The sequence below is a fragment of the Streptococcus oralis subsp. tigurinus genome, assembly GCF_002096275.1.
GTDB lineage: Bacteria > Bacillota > Bacilli > Lactobacillales > Streptococcaceae > Streptococcus > Streptococcus oralis_CN.
This window is the reverse complement of record NZ_NCUG01000017.1, coordinates 49967-70047: the sequence shown is the minus strand read 5'-3', so window position 1 is coordinate 70047 and position 20081 is coordinate 49967. Positions and strand designations below refer to the sequence as shown.

General features: G+C 41.4%; 19 protein-coding genes. All 19 read right to left on the bottom strand.

Annotated features, from left to right (window positions below):
- Window positions 1-31: 31 nt before the first annotated feature.
- The 19 genes from B7725_RS04210 to B7725_RS04120 all read right to left on the bottom strand — a co-directional run bounded on the left by B7725_RS04210 (window position 32) and on the right by B7725_RS04120 (window position 20014).
- Complete coding sequence (locus B7725_RS04210) at window positions 32-760, bottom strand: ABC transporter ATP-binding protein (RefSeq protein ID WP_084874716.1); 729 nt, start codon at window positions 758-760, stop codon at window positions 32-34.
- Window positions 760-1767: an ABC transporter substrate-binding protein gene (locus B7725_RS04205; protein WP_084874714.1), complete on the bottom strand. Its 1008-nt coding sequence runs from the start codon at window positions 1765-1767 to the stop codon at window positions 760-762. Before B7725_RS04205 ends, B7725_RS04210 begins: the two co-directional genes overlap by 1 nt.
- A 36-nt stretch (window positions 1768-1803) precedes the next feature.
- A complete protein-coding gene (locus B7725_RS04200) occupies window positions 1804-2562 on the bottom strand; it encodes an ABC transporter permease (protein WP_162279008.1) in 759 nt (252 codons plus the stop codon).
- Complete coding sequence (locus tag B7725_RS04195) at window positions 2525-2815, bottom strand: thiamine-binding protein (protein WP_084874711.1); 291 nt, start codon at window positions 2813-2815, stop codon at window positions 2525-2527. The genes B7725_RS04200 and B7725_RS04195 overlap by 38 nt, the downstream gene beginning before the upstream one ends.
- A 276-nt stretch (window positions 2816-3091) precedes the next feature.
- On the bottom strand, window positions 3092-5725 hold the full coding sequence (gene polA, locus B7725_RS04190) for a DNA polymerase I (protein ID WP_084874921.1): 2634 nt from the start codon (window positions 5723-5725) through the stop codon (window positions 3092-3094).
- Window positions 5726-5809: 84 nt separating this feature from the next.
- Window positions 5810-6919, bottom strand: coding sequence for a CHAP domain-containing protein (locus B7725_RS04185; protein ID WP_084874710.1), 1110 nt, complete (start codon window positions 6917-6919; stop codon window positions 5810-5812).
- Between the two features lie 99 nt (window positions 6920-7018).
- A complete protein-coding gene (locus B7725_RS04180) occupies window positions 7019-7285 on the bottom strand; it encodes a Veg family protein (RefSeq protein ID WP_009729582.1) in 267 nt (88 codons plus the stop codon).
- Between the two features lies 1 nt (window position 7286).
- On the bottom strand, window positions 7287-8639 hold the full coding sequence (dnaB, locus tag B7725_RS04175) for a replicative DNA helicase (protein ID WP_061416316.1): 1353 nt from the start codon (window positions 8637-8639) through the stop codon (window positions 7287-7289).
- Window positions 8640-8682: 43 nt separating this feature from the next.
- Window positions 8683-9135 (bottom strand): 50S ribosomal protein L9, encoded by a 453-nt coding sequence (gene rplI / locus B7725_RS04170; RefSeq protein WP_000864201.1) that lies wholly within the window; start codon window positions 9133-9135, stop codon window positions 8683-8685.
- Window positions 9132-11105, bottom strand: coding sequence for a DHH family phosphoesterase (locus tag B7725_RS04165; RefSeq protein ID WP_084874708.1), 1974 nt, complete (start codon window positions 11103-11105; stop codon window positions 9132-9134). Before B7725_RS04165 ends, rplI begins: the two co-directional genes overlap by 4 nt.
- Window positions 11106-11280: 175 nt before the next feature.
- Window positions 11281-12261 carry a nitronate monooxygenase gene (locus tag B7725_RS04160; RefSeq protein ID WP_268700433.1) on the bottom strand — a complete coding sequence of 327 codons (981 nt, stop codon included), beginning with the start codon at window positions 12259-12261 and terminating at the stop codon, window positions 11281-11283.
- Window positions 12262-12325: 64 nt separating this feature from the next.
- Complete coding sequence (locus tag B7725_RS04155) at window positions 12326-13243, bottom strand: MBL fold metallo-hydrolase (RefSeq protein WP_084874703.1); 918 nt, start codon at window positions 13241-13243, stop codon at window positions 12326-12328.
- 3 nt (window positions 13244-13246) lie between these two features.
- The gene (locus tag B7725_RS04150) at window positions 13247-14359 is read right to left on the bottom strand and encodes an acyl-CoA dehydrogenase family protein (protein WP_084868856.1); all 1113 of its coding nucleotides are present in this window, start codon (window positions 14357-14359) and stop codon (window positions 13247-13249) included.
- A gap of 15 nt (window positions 14360-14374) precedes the next feature.
- Window positions 14375-15283, bottom strand: a complete 909-nt coding sequence (locus tag B7725_RS04145; RefSeq protein ID WP_158085812.1) for a LysR family transcriptional regulator — start codon at window positions 15281-15283, stop codon at window positions 14375-14377.
- 194 nt (window positions 15284-15477) lie between these two features.
- Window positions 15478-16131, bottom strand: a complete 654-nt coding sequence (locus B7725_RS04140; protein WP_000644735.1) for a 3-oxoacid CoA-transferase subunit B — start codon at window positions 16129-16131, stop codon at window positions 15478-15480.
- Between the two features lies 1 nt (window position 16132).
- Window positions 16133-16855, bottom strand: coding sequence for a CoA transferase subunit A (locus B7725_RS04135; RefSeq protein WP_000869890.1), 723 nt, complete (start codon window positions 16853-16855; stop codon window positions 16133-16135).
- Window positions 16856-16870: 15 nt separating this feature from the next.
- The gene (locus B7725_RS04130; RefSeq protein ID WP_084874702.1) at window positions 16871-17650 is read right to left on the bottom strand and encodes an enoyl-CoA hydratase-related protein; all 780 of its coding nucleotides are present in this window, start codon (window positions 17648-17650) and stop codon (window positions 16871-16873) included.
- Between the two features lie 318 nt (window positions 17651-17968).
- Window positions 17969-19147, bottom strand: a complete 1179-nt coding sequence (locus tag B7725_RS04125; RefSeq protein WP_084874700.1) for an acetyl-CoA C-acetyltransferase — start codon at window positions 19145-19147, stop codon at window positions 17969-17971.
- Window positions 19148-19165: 18 nt separating this feature from the next.
- Window positions 19166-20014, bottom strand: coding sequence for a 3-hydroxybutyryl-CoA dehydrogenase (locus B7725_RS04120; RefSeq protein ID WP_084874698.1), 849 nt, complete (start codon window positions 20012-20014; stop codon window positions 19166-19168).
- Between the last annotated feature and the right edge of the window lie 67 nt (window positions 20015-20081).

The window sequence follows — 20081 nt, the reverse complement described above, 5'->3', positions numbered from 1 at the left end:
AAAGGATAATCTTCACTAACTCCCAATTTTTCTAAGTATTTAATCCCAATTCTGCTAATATTTGTCGTTTGTAGGCAATTTTTTGGACGTCCTTGTCCTCGTCTTCAGACCAATCTAGTTTAATTTCTGAAACAATCTGCCCGGGACGATTTTTCAAGATATAGATGCGGTCGCTAAGATTGAGGGCCTCTTCAATACTATGCGTGATAATCAAGGTTGTTAGCTGCAACTGCTTGTGAATCTCCAGATACCAAGCGTGGAGTTCCATCTTAGTCATCTCATCCAAAGCGCTAAAAGCCTCGTCAAGAAGAAAGAGCTTGTGGCCAAAAAGATAGGTCCGGAGCAAGGCTACACGCTGACGCATCCCTCCACTGAGTTCGTGAGGATACTTGTCCCGTACAGCTGTCAACTGGAAGGTCGCAAGGATTTCATCTGCTCGGGCAATAGCTTCCACCTTATTCACCTTTTGAATCAAGAGGGGCAGGATGATATTGCCAAGCACCGTCTTGTGCTCCAAGAGGAGATCCTTTTGCAACATATAACTCACGCGCCCCTTGGGATTCTCCTCGCCATCAAGGACAATTCTTCCCGACTGGACTTCTAAAATTCCTGCAATCAGATTAAAGAGGGTGGTCTTTCCAACACCACTTGGACCTAGGATAGAAACCACTTCACCCGAAGTCACCTGCAGGTTGATATCCTCTAAAATCTTTTCATCGCCATAGGCATAACTTACATGTTCAAGTCTAATTTCTGTCATTATTTTACAAATTCATTAGTGAAGCCTTTGTCTGTCAAGTCTTCTTTAAGGATACCATTTTCTTTATCCCATTTGTAGAAGGCATTCCAGCGAGCAGCATCAAATTGTCCCCATTTTTCCTTGTCGCTTGCATATTCTTTTGACAAGTATTTTTGAGATTCGATGACAAAGTCACGTTTTTCCTTGAGTTCAGGTGCATTCTTGATGAGGATATCTGCAGCTTCTTCTGGATGTTCCATGGCGTATTGGTAGCCTTTTTTGATAGCTTGGATGACTTTGCGAGCTTCTTCTTTGTTGTCTTTTAGATAGTCGTTGTTTGCGATGATAACGGGTGAGTAGTAGTCAAACTCCTTGACGTAGTCTTTCAAGTACATAAAATTAGCCTCTACACCTTGAGATTTAGCAAGGATACCATCCCAACCGTAGTAGATCCAAGCAGTGTCAAAGACGCCATTGGCAATTGGTGTGATCGAGTTTGAGTCGTTGTTTGGTACTTTTTCAACCTTTTCAAAGTCTCCACCTTGTGATTCTACCAAGGTTTTCAACATAGCAAGCTCCGTTGGGTCATTCCAGGTTCCGTATTTCTTCCCAACTAAGTCCTTTGGACTGCTGACATTGTCAGATTTACGTGAGATGATTCCAGATGTATTATGTTCAACGATAGCAGCAACGGCAGTGATTCCTGCCCCTTTTTCCAATTTCTTAGCCATGTAGTCTTGGAAATAGATAGCAAACGGCGCCTTGCCATTGATCACCAAGTCAGATGAGCTTTCTTCTGGTGGCAATTTCAAATCAACATCCACTCCAGCTTCTTTGAAATAACCTTTTTCCTTGGCAACATACAGCCCTGTGTGGTTGGTGTTTGGTGTCCAGTCTAGGATAAAGTCAATCTTCTTGAGTTCTGCTTCTTTGTTGTCCTTAGAAGCAGTCCCTTGACCACAAGCCACAAGCACGACAGCTACAAGAGCTGTCACAAGCGTTAAAAACACTTTCCATGTTTTCTTCATTTTCATTTCCTCTTTTCTTTTTCTAAAACGCTCTATTTAAGTACGTTTCCATTTAATCACGTATTTTTCACTAATATCGACCAACTTCATACCGAGAAGGCTGATAATCGATACCAGAATAATAATGGCAAACATGGTATCATACTGAAACAGTTTTTTAGACTGAATCATATAAACACCAAGACCTTCAAAACCTCCCAGCCACTCGGACACCACTGTTGTGATAAATGCGTAGGAGACACTGACCCTCAGACCTGCATAAAAGTAAGGCAGACTGACCGGGATTTTAAAATGCCACAGGATTTGCCAAGGATTTGCCCGCATCAGACTAAACAAGGTCAGCATATCCTTGTCACAGTGCCTAAATCCATCTAAAATACTGACGATGATAGGGAAGGTTGTCGTCAAGATTATCAAGACAATCTTGGGCAAAATTCCATAGCCTAGCCACAAAACCAAGATAGGAGCTATGGCAATGGTCGGAATGGTCTGGACAACCACCATCATAGGGTAAATCAAGTCATTGAGCCAAGTCAGACTGTCCATAAGCACCGCCATGAGACAGGCAATCAAGACTCCTAAGACTAGTCCGAGTAAAGCCACTCTCAAGGTCGCCCAGCTATGGTGCCAGAGAAATTCTCTGTCACGAACAAAGGCCTGGAGAATTTCAAAAGGGGTTGGCAGGATAAACTTGGGTAAAAGTTTGAATATTCCCGCTAACTGCCAGATTAACAAGACTCCTAGAAAACCAAATAGACTAATGTGACGTCTCAGTATACTTTTCAAGTTTCTCATCAATACTTAAAATTTCTCCTACATTTATTTTGACATTGGCAAAGACATTATCTGCTTCCTGCCCTGCCACTTCAAGCGCTTCTTTGAGAATACGCATGAGCTCATCAAACTCCCCTTCCAAGACCGTTTCAAATGGTGTCACTACCATGGTCACGGACTGAGCTTGCAGATAAGTAATAACCTGATCGATAATAGCAATTCGATCAACCCCCTGCGATAGGGGCAAGACTTGCAAGGCAATGCTTGCTTTCATAAAAACCTCCTTTTCTCAGGTTTCCTTTTGACAAAAAGAAAACCCCTTCCATATATGGAAAAGGTGCAGAATTCGGCTAAGTATCGTTCCCTACGCTGGCATTACCCAGATCAGGTGCGGTCGAAGTTTAACACTTCCTCTCAGACTGTACACAGACTCCCATATCTTATATGGACATATAGTAACGCAAATACAAGGAAAAGTCAAGGAAACTGCTTACAGAAAATCATGAAAAAGAGTTTGAAGGCAACTGCTTCAAACTCTTTCATAACTTTCTTATTTAGCCTCGTACCAGGTTGCCCCTTCATTTTCATCTGCGATAAGGGGAACACTGAGCTGGATGGCTTCTTCCATTGTTTGTTTCACTAGAGCTTTGACAGCTGCTAGTTCTGATTTCGGAACCTCAAGGACGATTTCATCGTGCACTTGCAACAGCATCTTGGTCTGATAACCACCCTCAACTAGAGCCTTGTCTAGCTGAATCATAGCAATCTTAAGAATATCTGCTGCCGAACCCTGAATAGGGGAGTTAATGGCAGTTCGCTCTGCAAAACCACGAATGTTAAAGTTGCGCGAATTGATATCTGGTAGCTCTCGACGACGCTTGAAGAGGGTCTCTACATATCCCTTATCACGCGCTTCACGTACCACTTCTTCCATATAGTTTTTAATCCCAGAAAAACGCTCAAAGTAGGTATCAATGTAGGCTTTGGCCTTCTTACGACTAATACCAAGATTGTTCGCCAAACCAAAATCTGAAATCCCGTAAACCACTCCAAAGTTGACAGCCTTGGCATTGCGACGGTCGTTTGGCGTCACATCCTCAGGACGTTCAATTCCAAAGACACGCATAGCTGTCGAAGTATGGATATCTGCTCCCTCTTGGAAGGCCTTGATTAAGTGCTCATCCTTAGAGATATGCGCCAAAACGCGCAACTCAATCTGTGAATAGTCGGAGCTAAGAAGGACACTATCCTCCCACTCTGGCACAAAAGCCTTACGAATGAGGCGACCTTGTTCCAAGCGAACAGGGATATTTTGCAAGTTTGGATCTACACTAGACAAACGCCCAGTCTGAGTCAAATCTTGCACATAGCGCGTGTGGATCTTGCCATCATCTAAAATCCAATCCTGCAAGCCAACCACATAGGTGGATTGAATCTTAGCAATCTGACGGTAGTCTAGAATTTTTTTGACAATCGGTGCAATAGGAGCCAGACGCTCCAGCACATCCACTGCTGTCGAGTAACCTGTCTTGGTTTTCTTGGTGTATTCTAGAGGAAGTCCCAGTTTTTCAAAGAGAAGTACGCCCAACTGTTTAGGCGAGTTGATATTAAATTCCTCACCAGCCAGCTCATAAATCTCTTGGGTGAGTCGCTCAATGACAATCTCATTTTCAGCTTGCATCTCAAGTAGGGTTTCTTTTTTGACCTTGATTCCAGCAATTTCCATCTTGGCAAGGACAAAAGCCAGAGGTTGCTCCATGTCATAGAGAAGATCTAACTGCCCATGTTCACTGAGTTTTTCAAGCAAAACAGGCTCCGTCTCAACCAATACAGCAACCTTGCGAGTCAAGTGCTCCAAGAATTTCTCTCTCTCAGGGATAGCTTTCTTGACCCCCTTACCGTAGAAGGTCTCATCATCAGCCAAATAAGTCTGGCCATAGAGATTCGCAATGGTTGAAATTTCATTGTTCTCGACAGTAGAGAGGAGGTATTTGGCCAAACGACTGTCAAAAGCAGGGGCCTGCAAATTCAAGCCCAAACGATTTAAAAGAACCTTCGCTTTCTTAAAGTCATACACTTTCAGAGGTGTTTTTTCTAGAAAATTCTTGAGAATCGGCTCCTGCAAGAGCTCAAGTTTGTCTGTAGCGTAAAGTTTATCCCCACAGGACCAGGCAAAACCAACCAAGTCATCTGTATGGTAATTCTCACCAAAAAGCTCAAAGTGGAAGATAGAGTTGGCGCTCAGCATGTCTTGACTGACTTGGTCAACGATAGTGAAATCCAAACTTTCAGGCGCATCCGTTGATGACACATTTAAAGCTTGCTTGAGCTGTTTGAAGCCCATCTCATCGTAGAATTTCCCGAGATTTTCCACATCTGGTCCACTATAAAGCAAATCATCAAGGCCAATCTCAATCGGTGCATTTGTCTCAATGGTCGCCAAGGTTTTAGACAAAAAGGCTTGTTCCTTGTCATTGATGAGATTTTCCTTCATCTTAGAAGCCTTCATCCCATCGATATTTTCATAAATACCCTCTAACGAACCGTGTTCTAGCAAGAGCTTGATACCCGTCTTTTCACCGATCTTAGTGACGCCAGGGATATTATCAGACTTATCCCCCATAAGAGCCTTGAGATCTATAAACTGAGCTGGGGTAATGCCCATCTTTTCCATAAGGTAATCTGGTGTAAAGGCCTCAAACTCAGCCACACCTTTCTTGGAAATCTCAACCACTGTATGCTCATCCGTCAACTGAATCAAGTCCTTGTCTCCGCTGACAATAGTCACTTCAAAAGAATCCTTCTCAGCCAAGCGACCTAAGGTTCCGATGATATCATCTGCTTCATACTGGGCCAACTCATAGTGGCGAATCCCAAGATGATCTAGCAACTCACGAATGAAGGGAAATTGCTCACGAAACTCATCTGGGGTTTTAGCACGCCCCCCCTTGTAGTCTGCATACATCTCTGTTCGGAAAGTCGTCTTACCTGCATCAAAAGCTACCAAAACATGGCTGGGTTCAACTCGCTCTAAGACATGATTCAACATGAGTTGAAAACCATAGATTGCATTGGTATGAAGACCATTAGCATTTTTAAATCGATCCAGCTGCTGATAAAGCGCAAAAAAAGCTCGAAAGGCAACAGAAGATCCATCAATTAATAATAATTTTTTCTTGTCCATACACCCATTATAAAGGAAAGCAAGGAAAAATACCATCGGAAAGAATAGGCAAATGGTAGTGAAGCCCTCTTTTTTATATTCTTTCTAGATTCTAGCTCCGTTACTATCCACTCGATAGCCATCCACAGTGGTATTCACTGCTAAAGCCCCTGAAGCATTGACGTAGTAATACTTTCCTCCTACTTGGAACCACTGGCTAGACTTCATAGCCCCTGAACTCTCCAAATAATACCATGTTCCATTTTCCTTTAGCCATCCTGTCTGCATCTCCCCTGATGCCTTTAGATAGTACCAATGCGAACCATCCTTCACCCAACCTGTTGACATGGTTCCATTGTCTTTAAAGTGATACCAACTGCCATTTATTTTCTTCCAACCAGTTGCGAGTTTCCCATTCTCTCGGTAATACCAACTCCCTCCTTCTTTTTTCCAGCCTTTTTCTGTATTGCTTAGCTCTGCATACTGCACATATCTTCTAGAACCGCTATAAGACAAATAACCGAGCCACTTATAACCATCCTTTTCAAGAACTTGATCATAACTCACACTCTCACCAGCATAATAGTAGTCAATAACTTGTCCTGTGCTTGATGGTTGGTCCATAATAGGCGATTTCCCCGTGAATACTATTGTCCCACTAGACGGAAGTTCTGAGCTACGAGCATTCTCACCCGCACTATGGCTAGCAGATAAATCCCTGAAATGAATAAAACCTGTCATCGAACTAGCCTTGACTTTTCGACGGTTATACTTTTCTCGAACCCCGTAATTATACTCTTCGATTTCAATCGTATCCCCTGACACATTTGATACCCAGGCCACGTGCCCATAATAACCTTCTGTCGACCAAGCAATAGCCCCAACTTCTGGCTTAGTATCCACACGGTAGCCTTCTCGCCTTGCACGATGTCCCCATTCATTTGCATTTCCGTAGGCAGGAGGAATCTCAAAGCCATTTACACTACTCAAACGAAAGGCCGCAAAAGACGTACACTGGCGAGAATACATCCGCCATTGATCGATTTCAACACTACCATTTTTGTAGTGAAGCGGATAGTCATCTCCACGCGCTACACTATCAGCCTGAACCGATTCCCCACCAAACAAAAAGGTACTTGTAACAAACAAAGTAGCCAGCCCTACACTCAACTGAGTACATCTACTCTTCTTAACTCCTGATTTTAAAAACGTCATTCATTCTCCTTAATAATATAAATTTCCGAGGTTCCCCTCGTTTATACTATTCGGGAGAAAAAGAAAAAAGTGAGCAAAGCTCACTTCATTTTAGGATTCTTAGTCTAGATAGCGAATCAAGTTCTTTTCTGTCAAGATATCTGAGTAGGTGAAGGATTCAACGTAGACATTGGCTTGTTTGTCTCCTTCAACATCCCCAAATTCAACGATAAATAGAGATGGATAAACCTCAATTAGCTTACCCAATCTATTTTTTTGGCGCTTACGGCCATTCTCCAAAGTCATTTCAACGACTTGTCCCTCATGTGCCTTGATTTCTTCTTTGATTTTTTTCATCTTGGCTACATCTGAAAATGCATCTGACATCTTATGCCTCCCTCTTTGAGATACTTGAAAATTTATTGTATTCTTTTTGGAAAATCAATTCCACCGTTCCACGAGCTCCACTACGGTTTTTCTCAATGATAACCTCAACCTTGTTATTTGGAATTCCTTCCTCTTCTTCACCTGCACGATCATAGTAGTCGTCACGGTATAGAAAGGCTACGATATCCGCATCCTGCTCGATAGAACCCGATTCACGAATATCAGACAAGACTGGTCTCTTATCCTGACGCTGTTCCACTCCACGAGATAACTGACTAAGAGCAATTACTGGAACCTTTAGCTCTTTAGCTAGAATTTTCAACTGACGAGAAATTTCAGAGACTTCTTGTTGGCGGTTCTCACGACCAGTCCCTGTGATAAGCTGTAGGTAGTCGATCAAAATCAAGCCTAGATTACCTGTTTCTTGAGCCAGTTTACGTGAGCGCGAACGAATTTCCGTGATCCGAATCCCTGGCGTATCATCAATATAGATACTCGCGTTGGCTAGATTCCCTTGAGCAATGGTATATTTTTGCCACTCCTCATCAGTCAATTGACCAGTACGGATAGAATGAGACTCCACCAAACCTTCTGCTGCCAACATACGGTCTACTAGGCTTTCTGCACCCATTTCCAGTGAAAAAATAGCAACCGTCTTATCCAACTTGGTACCAATGTTCTGAGCAATATTCAAGGCAAAGGCTGTCTTACCAACCGCTGGACGCGCCGCTAGGATAATCAACTCCTCCTCATGGAGACCTGTCGTCATATGGTCCAAATCACGATAGCCTGTAGCAATACCTGTGATATCCGTAGTTTGTTGTGACCGAACTTCTAGGTTCCCAAAGTTGATATTTAAAATATCGCGAATATTCTTGAACCCACTACGATTGGCATTTTCGCTAACATCAATGAGTCCCTTTTCAGCTTGAGCGATGATTTCATCTGCAGGCTTAGAAGCCTCATAGGCTTGGTTGACAGACTCTGTCAACTTGGAAATCAAGCGACGTAGCATAGCCTTTTCGGCTACGATTTTAGCATAATATTCTGCATTGGCTGAAGTTGGTACAGAGTTGACAATTTCGACAAGGTAAGACAAGCCACCAATATTTTGGAGATCCCCTTTGCTATCCAAAATCGTCCGAACTGTCGTCGCATCAATCGCTTCCCCACGATCCGACAAATCTACCATCGCTTGGAAGATCAATCGATGAGCATATTTAAAGAAGTCACGAGAATCAATGTATTCTCGGACAAAAACGAGCTTACTCTCATCTATAAAAATAGCCCCCAGAACAGATTGTTCTGCCAAAATATCCTGAGGTTGAACTCGTAGTTCTTCTACTTCTGCCATCCGACTTTCCTTCCTTTTACAATCTTGTCAAGAAGTTGTAAACTTACCCTTCCTTTACACGAAGATTGATGACACTTGTAACATCTTGATAGATTTTCACTGGTACATCAATCAAACCTACTGCTCGAATTGGTGCTTGCACTTGAATATTGCGTTTGTCAATCTTGATACCAAATTGCTTTTGCAATTCTTCTGCAATTTTCTTGTTAGTGATGGAGCCAAATGTACGGCCATCTGGTCCAACCTTTTCAACAAACTCTACAACCGTTTCCTCTGCTTCAAGCTTAGCCTTGATGGCTTTTGCTTCAGCAATCATTTCAGCATGAGCCTTTTCTTCTGATTTTTGTTTACCACGCAACTCGCCCACTGCTTGAGCAGTCGCTTCCTTGGCCAAATTCTTTTTAATCAGGAAGTTTTGAGCATAGCCAGTTGGCATTTCCTTGATTTCGCCCTTTTTTCCTTTTCCTTTAACATCTGCTAAAAAGATTACTTTCATTCTTCTTTCTCCTTTTCCTTTAGTTCATCCAAGATTAGTTTAGTCAATTTTTCTCCTGCTTCTGACAGATTCATATTCTCGATTTGCGCAGCCGCTAGATTAAAATGGCCTCCGCCACCTAGCTCTTCCATAATGCGTTGCACATTGATTTTACTACGGCTTCGAGCTGAGATAGAGATAAATCCTTGTGTATTTTTTGCCAGAACAAAACTAGCCTCAATACCGGACATGGCCAGCATAGCATCGGCAGCCTTACTGATAACAACTGTGTCATAAGTGGTTGAGTCCTTAGCTTGGGCAATCAAGATATCTGAAGCTAGCTTACGACCTTGTAAAATGAGTTCATTTACCTCACGGTACTCTTCAAAATCTGTCGCAGCAATCTCCTGGATAGCAATACTATCGCTTCCACGTGTTCTCAGGTAGCTAGCCACATCAAAGGTTCGACTCGTTACGCGAGATGTAAAGTTCTTGGTATCCAGCATCATTCCAGCCATCAGTACGCTAGCCTGCATACGACTCAAACGATTTTTCTTAGAATTTTGGAACTGAATCAATTCTGTGACCAGCTCACTCGCACTACTTGCTCCACTTTCAATATAGGTGATGACTGCATTCTCAGGGAAATCCTGATCACGTCTATGATGGTCAATAACAATGGTTTGAGTAAACAAATCATAAAAATCTTTCGATAAGGTCAAAGCCGTCTTTGAGTGATCCACTAAAATCAATAACGAACGGCTTGTAACTAGCTTCATCGCATCTGTAAGAGATAAGAGTTTCGTAGTATCTTCCTTCTTTAAGAACTGGATAGCACGCTCGATATCTGCTGACATTTTATCTGCATCATAGACAGCGTAACTGTTTTCAATAATATTACTTGCAAACAACTGCATACCGACAGCAGAGCCCAAGGCATCCATATCTAGATTTTTATGACCGACTACAAAAACCTGGTCAACACTTCGAATCTTATCAGAAATGGCTGTCATCATGGCTCTCGTACGTGTACGAGTACGTTTGATAGACGCAGCAGTTCCTCCACCGAAGTAGACTGGATTCTTGGTCTCATCATTTTCCTTGACCACCACCTGGTCACCACCGCGAACTTCTGCTAAGTTCAAGTTGAGCAAGGCAATTTTCCCTATCTCTTCATGATTTCCATCACCATAAGAAAATCCCATACTTAAAGTTAGGGCTAGTTGCCTCTGTTTTGATTCTTCTCGGAAAGTATCAATAACAGAGAATTTATCATTCATCAATTCCTCGAGTACTGTATAATCTGTGAATAAATAAAAACGATCCATCCCCACACGGCGAGAAAACATAGCATACTTACTAGCAAATTCTGAAACAAAATTAGCTACAAAGCTATTGATATGGCTGATATCAGAGTCAGACGTCGCATCCTCCAAATCATCGTAATTATCCACTGAGATGACCCCAATGACTGGACGGCTAGTTACCAATTCGACAGTTGCTTCGTACTCCCCAGAAACATCAAAAAAATACAAAACGCCTGAAGCCTTATCCATATGGACAGCATATCGTGTTTCACCCAAGGTAGCATACGAACCAGGATTCCCAACAGAAGCCTTGATGATGGCTTGAATTAACTCAACATCAATTTCCCCTTCTTCATTTGTCAAAATTAACTCAGCATAAGGATTAAACCATTCTACTTCTCCACTTGATAAGTCTAATTTCAGGACTCCCACCGGCATTTGATCAAGCAAAGTACTCAAGCTATTTTCGGCTTGGTGATTTACATATTGGATTTGTTCAATTTCGCTCTTTTCGTACTGTTTTTTTTGCCATACAAATAAAAGCAGATAAAGCAGTACAAATAAAAATAAAACAGTGATTGTTACAGCAAGATTATGTGAAAAAATAATCAGCAAAGTTAAGATTCCGAAAGTTGCAAGTCCTAGCAAGACTGCAGAAAACGGGATTAAATTATTTTTTTTCATTCTAAACCTCTTGCGCATTATTATATCACAAAAGCCCTTAAAAAGCGACCTTTAAAGAGAAAGCACTGCTTTTATTATAGCAAGATGCTCTTAAAGAAACCATATATAAAAAAGGATAGCAAATGCCTCGCTCTCCTTTTTCCACATCAGTGCAGAATCTTCCGTCTAGATTACATTATTCACCTAATTCTAGTCGAATGTCTTGTAGGCACTCTTGCGCCTGTTTCACAATTGATTCTAAAATAGTCTTACATGGTTTGATGTCTTTCACCAAACCCGCAATTTGTCCGCTCATCATTGAACCATGAACTGTATCACCTTCATAGACAGCCTTAGATAGGGAACCGATCGTAATTTCTTCCAGTTCCTCTCGGTTTGTACCTTTCTGCTCTAATTCAATGTAGTGATCCGTCATCTCATTGCGAATACAACGAACTGGCGCTCCCGCAATGCGGCCTGTAACCGCAGTCGCTGTATCACTTGCCGCCAAAATAGCTTCTTTATAGGCTGGAGAAATTGGACATTCTTCTGAAGCAAGAAAAACTGTTCCCATTTGAACTCCTTGTGCACCTAGGGCAATCGCAGCAGCAAGTCCACGACCATCTGCCACACCTCCTGCAGCAATGACTGGAATCGTTACGGCATCAACGATTTGTGGGATAAGAGCCATTGTATTGGTCTCTCCAATATGGCCACCAGCTTCTGAACCTTCAGCGATTACAGCATCAACTCCCAATTCTTGCATTTTTTGAGCATGCTTGACACTGGCAATAACTGGAATAACCTTGATTCCTGCTTCTTTCAAGTAAGGCATGATATGCTTAGGAGTTCCTGCACCTGTAGTTACCACTGGAACCTTTTCTTCGATGATAACGGTCACAATATCCTTGATATTTTTCATCATCAACATGATGTTGACACCAAAAGGCTTATCTGTCAACTTTCTCAGTTCACGAATTTCTTCTCGCAACTGCTCTCCGGTCATACCACCCGAAGCGATAATTCCCAGACCTCCAGCCTCAGAAACAGCTGCTGCTAGTTGATAGTGCGAGATTTGAGCCATAGCCCCTTGGAAAATTGGATATTGAATCTGTAAAAGTTTTGTAATTGACATATGAGTCCTCCTTTTATTTTCTGTTGATTCTTGTTGGCAAATGGATGCATAATGCACCAATATCCCCGTCAACAAGAAAATGTTATATTTGTCTCCTCATATTCTGCTATCCTAAAAAATCTGGCTTACGATCCTGCTGATCTGTAAAAGGAATAAGTGGGGGGCGAGAACGTAGAACATAATCTACAAATTCCTTCCCATCCTTGTCAAACTCTACCACCGCGAAAAATTGATCATGGTAAAAGAAAAACTTATAATGATTCTCAAAAGCCTGACGCAACCACTTCTTTTTGGCTAAAATTGATTTCATAGGATAATCATCAACTGCTGGAACCCAGAGAGGATTTCGATGAACATGTGATAACATCAAGTCCCCCATATGGATCATCGTATCTTTCCCCTGTTTGAGCAAGATAATACTGTGGCCATTGCTGTGACCACTTGTGTGAATCATTTGGATTTCTGGAATGACATTGATATACTCTGAGAAAGTCGTCACCTGATCTTGAATCGGTTCCCAATTTTCTCTCAGATAAGTTCCCCGCGTTCGATCATTAGGGTTTCTCATCTCATACCATTCGACATCATTCACAATAATCTTGGCGTTTGGATACTTGGAAACCAGCTTCCCTTGATCATTCACATACGTCAAGCCACCAGAATGATCGTGGTGCATATGTGTCATCAGCACGATGTCAATGTCTTCAGGCGATAGTCCTAAAAGAGCCAAACTGTCTTCTACCCGACTTTCAGACAAGATTCCTAAGTTACGCCTTTGTTTATCGGATAATTTTGCTGTATCAAAACTTGCATCTATCAAGTAATTTTTACCCTTGTACTGGATCAAAATAGGATCCGTCAATTCTGCCATCATATTAGCATCATTTGTTGGGTAGTAACGAGACCACACAACTTTCGGAACCGGACCAAAAAGAGTCCCTGCATCCGTCAATTTATCGGCTCCACGTAGCCATATCAGTTTCATATCATGAAATTGATATTCCTGTAAGGTGAGTTCTGCCATGCTTTACTCCTTTATCCATTGGGCTGCTATTCTTTTGCGAATCGAATCCCCAGATTTTCCATAGATTTCAATCGTTTTGGCATCCTTTAGATAACGGTCTATGGGGATGTCATCCAAGGTTTGAAGAGGTCCAATTAATCTAATAATTTCCTCAGAAATCTCAATTGCTACTTTTGTCGTATAAAGTTTTATCTGAGATACAAAGAGAGAATCCGCCTTCATCCTGTCCTTGTAGGAAGCAAAGTAAGATTCAGCCGCACACAGCTTAGTATACAAGTCTGCGAATTGATGTTGATAGACTGTCGCATCGATTAATGGTTTCCCAAATCTTCTTTTGACCTTTACAAAAGCCAGACCTGTTTCAAAAGCTCCCTCAGAGATACCAATAGAGATTGCGCTTAATCCTAGCTGTAATTTTTTGATAATATCATTTAACTGAGTTTCCCCATTTAGCGTCAATCCTAGCAGACTATCTTCTGGCAATATGACCTGATCAAAAGTTACCGAATTCACAGGCAAACCCTGTAAACCAGGTTTTGCAATATCATCTCCAAAAGCAACTCCCGGTCGAGTCGTATCAACAATGAAAAATCCGTATCCATCTTCTCCGTTAGCTTCCTGAACCTTGGCTAAGATTAACAAAATATCTGTATAGCGGCAATTTGATACAATTGACTTCTTCCCAGTTAAAGACCAACCTGTTTCTGTTTTCCTTGCAGTTGTTGCAATAACCTCCAAGCTGTCCATCAATTTCCCTTCAGAAAATCCCAAGCCAGCTAAGATTTCTCCCCTTACTAATGGTTCTACATAACGCGATTTTTGTTCCTGACTCCCATATCGTAAAATAGGATAGATACCATAACATGCCTGAGTTAGTAGAACAGCAGAAAAAGCAGGAAAATCTTTTGAAATCAAGCGAATAAAGGTTAAAAACTCGGTTCTCAAAACAGAATCTTGACTATCTAAAAGCAAGGAAAAGATATCAAATTGCTCAATAAACTGATAAAGCAATTCTCTAGGGAACTGTTGTTCATCCTCATGAGACTTGAAATAGTCCCGAATCAACACTTTCACGTCTGCCTTCAATTCTCGCGCCAGCACGTCATTATAGGTCATCGCATTCACCTCATCTTAGTTGTCAGAAAACGGTTGGTAATAATCTTTCAACAATTCTTCATACACATAAGACTCTACTTCATTGTAGGAGTTTTTATAGGGTCTACAAAACCAAATATTAAATGGAATCGGATCCTTGAATCTAACCGCCTTAAAACGACTCTTATCCACAAAATATTCAACCGGCCTTGGCAAAAGGGCAATCAAATCTGTCTGATGAGTTGATTCAACTAGGAAGTCCCAAGTAGAGGAAAGATAAGCAAATTTAGCCTCAATTCGTTGTGAACGAAGTTTTTCTGTTACTAAATCATAAGTCGTAAATGTTTTGTTGAAGGTTGCCAATTCATAACCAACAATATCAGACCATTCCAACAAGCTTTTCTGAGCCAGCGGATGATCCTTATCCATATAAGCAACATATTCATCCAATTGAATGATATGTTGTTCATATTTTTTAGCATCCAGGCTCGTAGGCTCTATCAGAATAGAGAGATTCAAATCTCCATCAACCATTTTTTGACGAATTTCCTTCCCTCCACCTTCCGTAACCTGGATATGGATATGAGGATTATTTTTCAGAAAATGAGGCAAGGCACTAGCAAAATAAACTCGTAAAATCAAGGACGGAATACCAAAATTAATGGTGCCTTTTTGCTTTTGAGCTTCTATATGGATCATGGAAAGCATTTCTTCATGTCGATTCACAATCTCGGTCGCATAACGATAAATTTTGCGTCCCGCTTCTGTTAAACTTTCTAATCTTCCATTCTTGCGATTGAATAATTGAACCCCTTCAGCTGCTTCAAAATTTGTCACAAATTGACTCAAGGCTGATTGACTAATGTGAATCTTCTTTGCAGCAATGGAAAGGTTGCATCCGCATTCTATGATATTGATGAAATAGTTCATTTGGATAATATCCACTTACCCATCACCTAGCTTTCCTTCACTATTTTAGTAAGTCAATTAGACAACTATTCCAGTGTTTGATAGTTGTCTACTGACTTTTTATCGAAATAACATTTCGAATACTTCATTTTAACGTTGTATATAAAGCGCTTACAATACTATCTAGTTTATATCATAACACACTAAGCAGAAAATAGCTCTTTTTTTGCTTAAATCGGCATTGTTTTTAGGTCTTCTGAGACAATGACTTCTCCAGCTGTTTTTTCAAGAACTTCTTCTAATGTCACACCAGGAGCCAACTCTTTCAATAAGAACTTACCATCTTTGAATCCAAAAACAGCTAATTCTGTGATGACAAGATCCAATACTCCTTTAGCTGAAAGTGGCAAGGTACATTCTTTCAACAACTTGGATTCCCCATCAGCAGTTGTGTGTTGAATAGCCCCGATTACACGCTTAGCACCAACCAATAAGTCCATTGCGCCACCCATACCAGGAGCAAATTTCCCTGGGATAATCCAGTTCGCAATGCTACCATCTTGGCTGACTTCTAGCGCTCCCAGAACGGTTGCATCCACGTGTCCACCACGAATAATGGCAAAGGAAGTTTGTAGATCAAACAAGGCTGCTCCGGGCAACAATGTGATAGGAGCTCCACCAGAGTTCGCTAAATTGGCATTATAGGTGTCCTTGGTTGGTGTTTCTCCAAATCGAAGGGCGCCATTTTCTGCCTGCAAAATAACATTTACTCCTTCCGGAATATAATCAGCAGAAGCGTTTGGAATCCCAAATCCAAGATTGACCACATCTCCATCTTTAAATTCAAGCGCTACACGTCTTGCGATAATTTCTTTTGCTTTCATTTTACTTCACCCCCGCCAGTTTTTTTGTCTCTGTCCACAAGTCTCCCATCATCTGATGATGCTCTTGTGGTGTCAATCCTTGAACGACATAGTCAACTAGGATACCAGGGATGTAAATATCATTTGGATCAATTTCCCCGACTTCAACCAACTCGTTTGTCTCAACAATGACTGTATCAGCCGCTAGAGCGAGTTGAAGAGAGATGTTTTTAGTAGTCCCATCTAGATAAAGATTACCATATTTATCAGCCTTAGTAGCTTTAATCAAGGCAATATCAATCTTCAATGGATCATAAATCAAATATTCTTTTCCATTTCGAGTTACTTTTTCGTGCTCATCTTCAAGAATTGTTCCTACACCTGTTGGCGTTAAAACTGCTCCAAGACCTGCACCTGCAGCATGTAAGCGTTCTACGACAGTTCCCATCGGAGTGAACTCCACTTTCATGGTTCCTGAGAAATAATCATGCTGAGCAGCAGCAGATGTCCCTACATGGGCTGCAATGTATTTTGTAACCTGATGATTTTCACAAAGACGACCAACTCCAACTTCCTTACCGGGTTGAGAAGTTACAACAGACACCAAGGTCAAATCTTGCTGGTTTTGACGAACCAGTTCCTCAATTAACTCAAATGGTTCTCCCACTCCGAGAAATCCAGAAATACCAACTTTATCTCCTGAGTGAATCAAGGAAATAGCTTCAGACAATGTTACAACTTTCATAACCTATCTCCTCTCTTATTTACGTTGAAAGACAGCTTTGCGTTTTTCAACAAAAGCGCGCATTCCTTCCACCTTATCTTCTGTTGAGAAGAGTAGAGCTTCCGCTTCTGTTTCCAAACGAATAGCATTTTTCAGAGGGAGTTCTGAGCCAACTTGGATAATATGTTTAGCTTTTTCAACTGCTAGCGGTGCATTTTTCATAATCGCTGCTGCCAGCTCTTCTGCCGCAGGCAATAGTTTTTCTGCTGCTACCAACTCGTTAAGAATTCCAAGATCATATGCTTCCTGTCCTTTAACCATTCTAGCAGTGAAGATTAATTCCTTTGTTTTACTAGTACCAATCAAACGAGACATTCTTTGAGTACCTGCAAAACCAGGAATGATTCCCAAGCCGACTTCAGGGAAGCCAACCATTGTCTTGTCATAGCCGATTCGGATATCAGTTGAAAGAGCTAATTCTAAACCGCCTCCCAAAGCATAACCATTCAATACTGAAATAGTTGGCTGAGTCAATTCAGATAAGCGGGTAAAGGTGTCGTTCGCATAGGTCATGTATTCATGAGCCTGAATTGGAGACATTTGGTCCATCTCTTTAATGTCTGCTCCCGCGACAAATGCTTTCTCTCCTTGACCGGTCACAATGACAACACGAATGTCCTCGCTTGCTTCAATCTGGTCTAAAGCGAGATTCAAATCCTTTAAGACTTCTGAACTTAAAGCATTCAAAGCCGATGGACGGTTAATTGTTAGATAGCCAAGACCATTCTTAACCTCTAATAAAACAGTTTTACTCATTGTTCTGCTCCTACTTGATTTATTTTGAGTACAGAGTACAGCGTCAACAAATACCAACACAAAATGTAAGAGCTTACATTTTCATCATAAACTTTTTTTTCATCCGTCTACTTAATCTTTATTTATAGACCTATAAGTTCAGCTTATAGGATATGGTCGTCCAATCCATCCTTAAAGTTTTGGGAAAAATAAAAATACCTTATCAAGCCCTTTTAGAGAAAGACACTTGATAAGGTATGTAACTATGAGATCGGATCAAAATCTCATTTTGTAATCGTAATATTGAAAAAGAGGAAATGACGTTCAGTTTTCTAATAACTAACGTTCAACGATGAGGGCTGTTCCCATCCCTCCTCCGATACAGAGAGTAGCTAAACCAGTTTTAGCATCACGTTTCATCATCTCATGTACCAGAGTCACTAGGATACGGCAACCTGAGGCCCCAATTGGGTGACCAAGAGCTATCGCGCCACCATTGACATTGACAATATCGGTATTGAAACCAAGTGTTTTCCCGACCGCACAAGCCTGAGCAGCAAAGGCTTCATTTGACTCGATCAAGTCAAGATCATCAACTGTCAAATTAACTTTTTCAAGAGCTTTACGGGTCGCATAAATCGGTCCACATCCCATAATCTTAGGATCCAAACCTGCACTTGCATACGAACGAATGCGCGCAATGACTGGAAGTCCTAATTCTTCAGCTTTTTCAGCACTCATGACCAAGACAGCCGCCGCCCCGTCATTGATACCTGAGGCATTTCCCGCTGTAACAGAACCGTCTTTTTTGAAAACAGGACGCAGCTTAGACAGACTCTCCAAGCTAGCATCTTTTCTAGGAAATTCATCTGTATCAAAGACGATAGGATCGCCTTTACGTTGAGGGATGACCACCGGAACAATCTCTTCCTTAAAACGTCCAGATTCTATAGCCGCCACTGCTCGTTTTTGTGATTCCAAAGCAAGCGCATCTTGATCATCCCGGCTAATACCATATTCTTCGGCCACATTCTCAGCTGTAATTCCCATATGGTATTCGTTAAAGGCATCAGACAAACCGTCCTTAATCATGGTATCTACCACTTTCGAATCTCCCATACGGCCGCCCCAACGGAAGCTTGGCAAAACATATGGAGCCTGGCTCATGTTTTCTGCACCACCAGCCACGACAATATCTGCATCTCCGCACTGAATCGCTTGAGCAGCTAACTGCACTGCCTTCAAACCGGAACCACAAACCTTGTTAATGGTAAAGGCTGGTGTAAATTCAGGAAGCCCAGCATGAATACTCATTTGGCGAGCCACGTTTTGGCCTAAACCTGCGCCTAGGACATTCCCCATAATCACTTCATCTACCTGCTCTGGTTTAATATTCGCTTTTTCCAAAGCACTCTTAATTACCAAAGATCCCAAATCAACAGCAGAAACATTCTTCAAGCTCCCGCCAAAGGAACCTAAAGGTGTTCGCACTGCCGAAACAATAACTACGTCTTTCATGACTACCTCCATCAGTGTCTAGTAAATAAAGAAGCCTTCTTTTGTCTTCCGTCCCAATTTTCCTGCTTCGACCATTTTCTTAAGAAGAGGAGCAGGACGGTATTTTTGATCACCAAACCCTTGGTTTAGGACGCCCATAATAGCCAAACAAACATCCAATCCAATCAAGTCAGCAAGAGCCAAAGGTCCAATAGGATGATTTGCACCAAGTTTCATCGCTTCATCGATTTCTTCGGCACTAGCCACTCCTTCACCTAGAATGTAAATGGCTTCATTGATCATAGGAATCAAAATTCTGTTCACAACAAAACCATAAGAATCTTTAACATCAACTGGTGTTTTACCAATTTTCACTGTCAGTTCACGAACTGCCTGAACCACTTCTTCTGAAGTCTGCAAGGCCTTAATAACCTCTACAAGTTTCATGATTGGGGCAGGATTAAAGAAGTGCATTCCAATCACGCGCTCTTGATGTTTAGTAGCAGCAGCTATATCCGTGATTGACAAAGAGGATGTGTTTGATGCCAAGATAGTTTTAGGATCTGTCAATTCATCCAATTGTTTGAAAATATTCAACTTAATCTCACGATTCTCAGTTGCAGCTTCAATCACCAATTGGACTTGTTTCGCATCTTCATATGAAACAGATGGAAGCAAATTGGCCAATACCTGATCCTTCTCATCCGCAGACATCCGTCCTTTTTCAACTGAACGTTCCAATTGTTTTGTGATATTATTCAAGCCTCTTTGAACAAATTCTTCTTTAATATCGTTTAAGTAAACTGTAAAACCAGCCTGAGCAAATACTTGAGCAATTCCGCTTCCCATTTGACCAGAACCAATAATCATCACCTTAGATATCATTATTTTCTCCTTCTTATTTTACAAAAATCCATTGCATGAAGCAAGGACGATTGAACAGAAATCCTTCAAT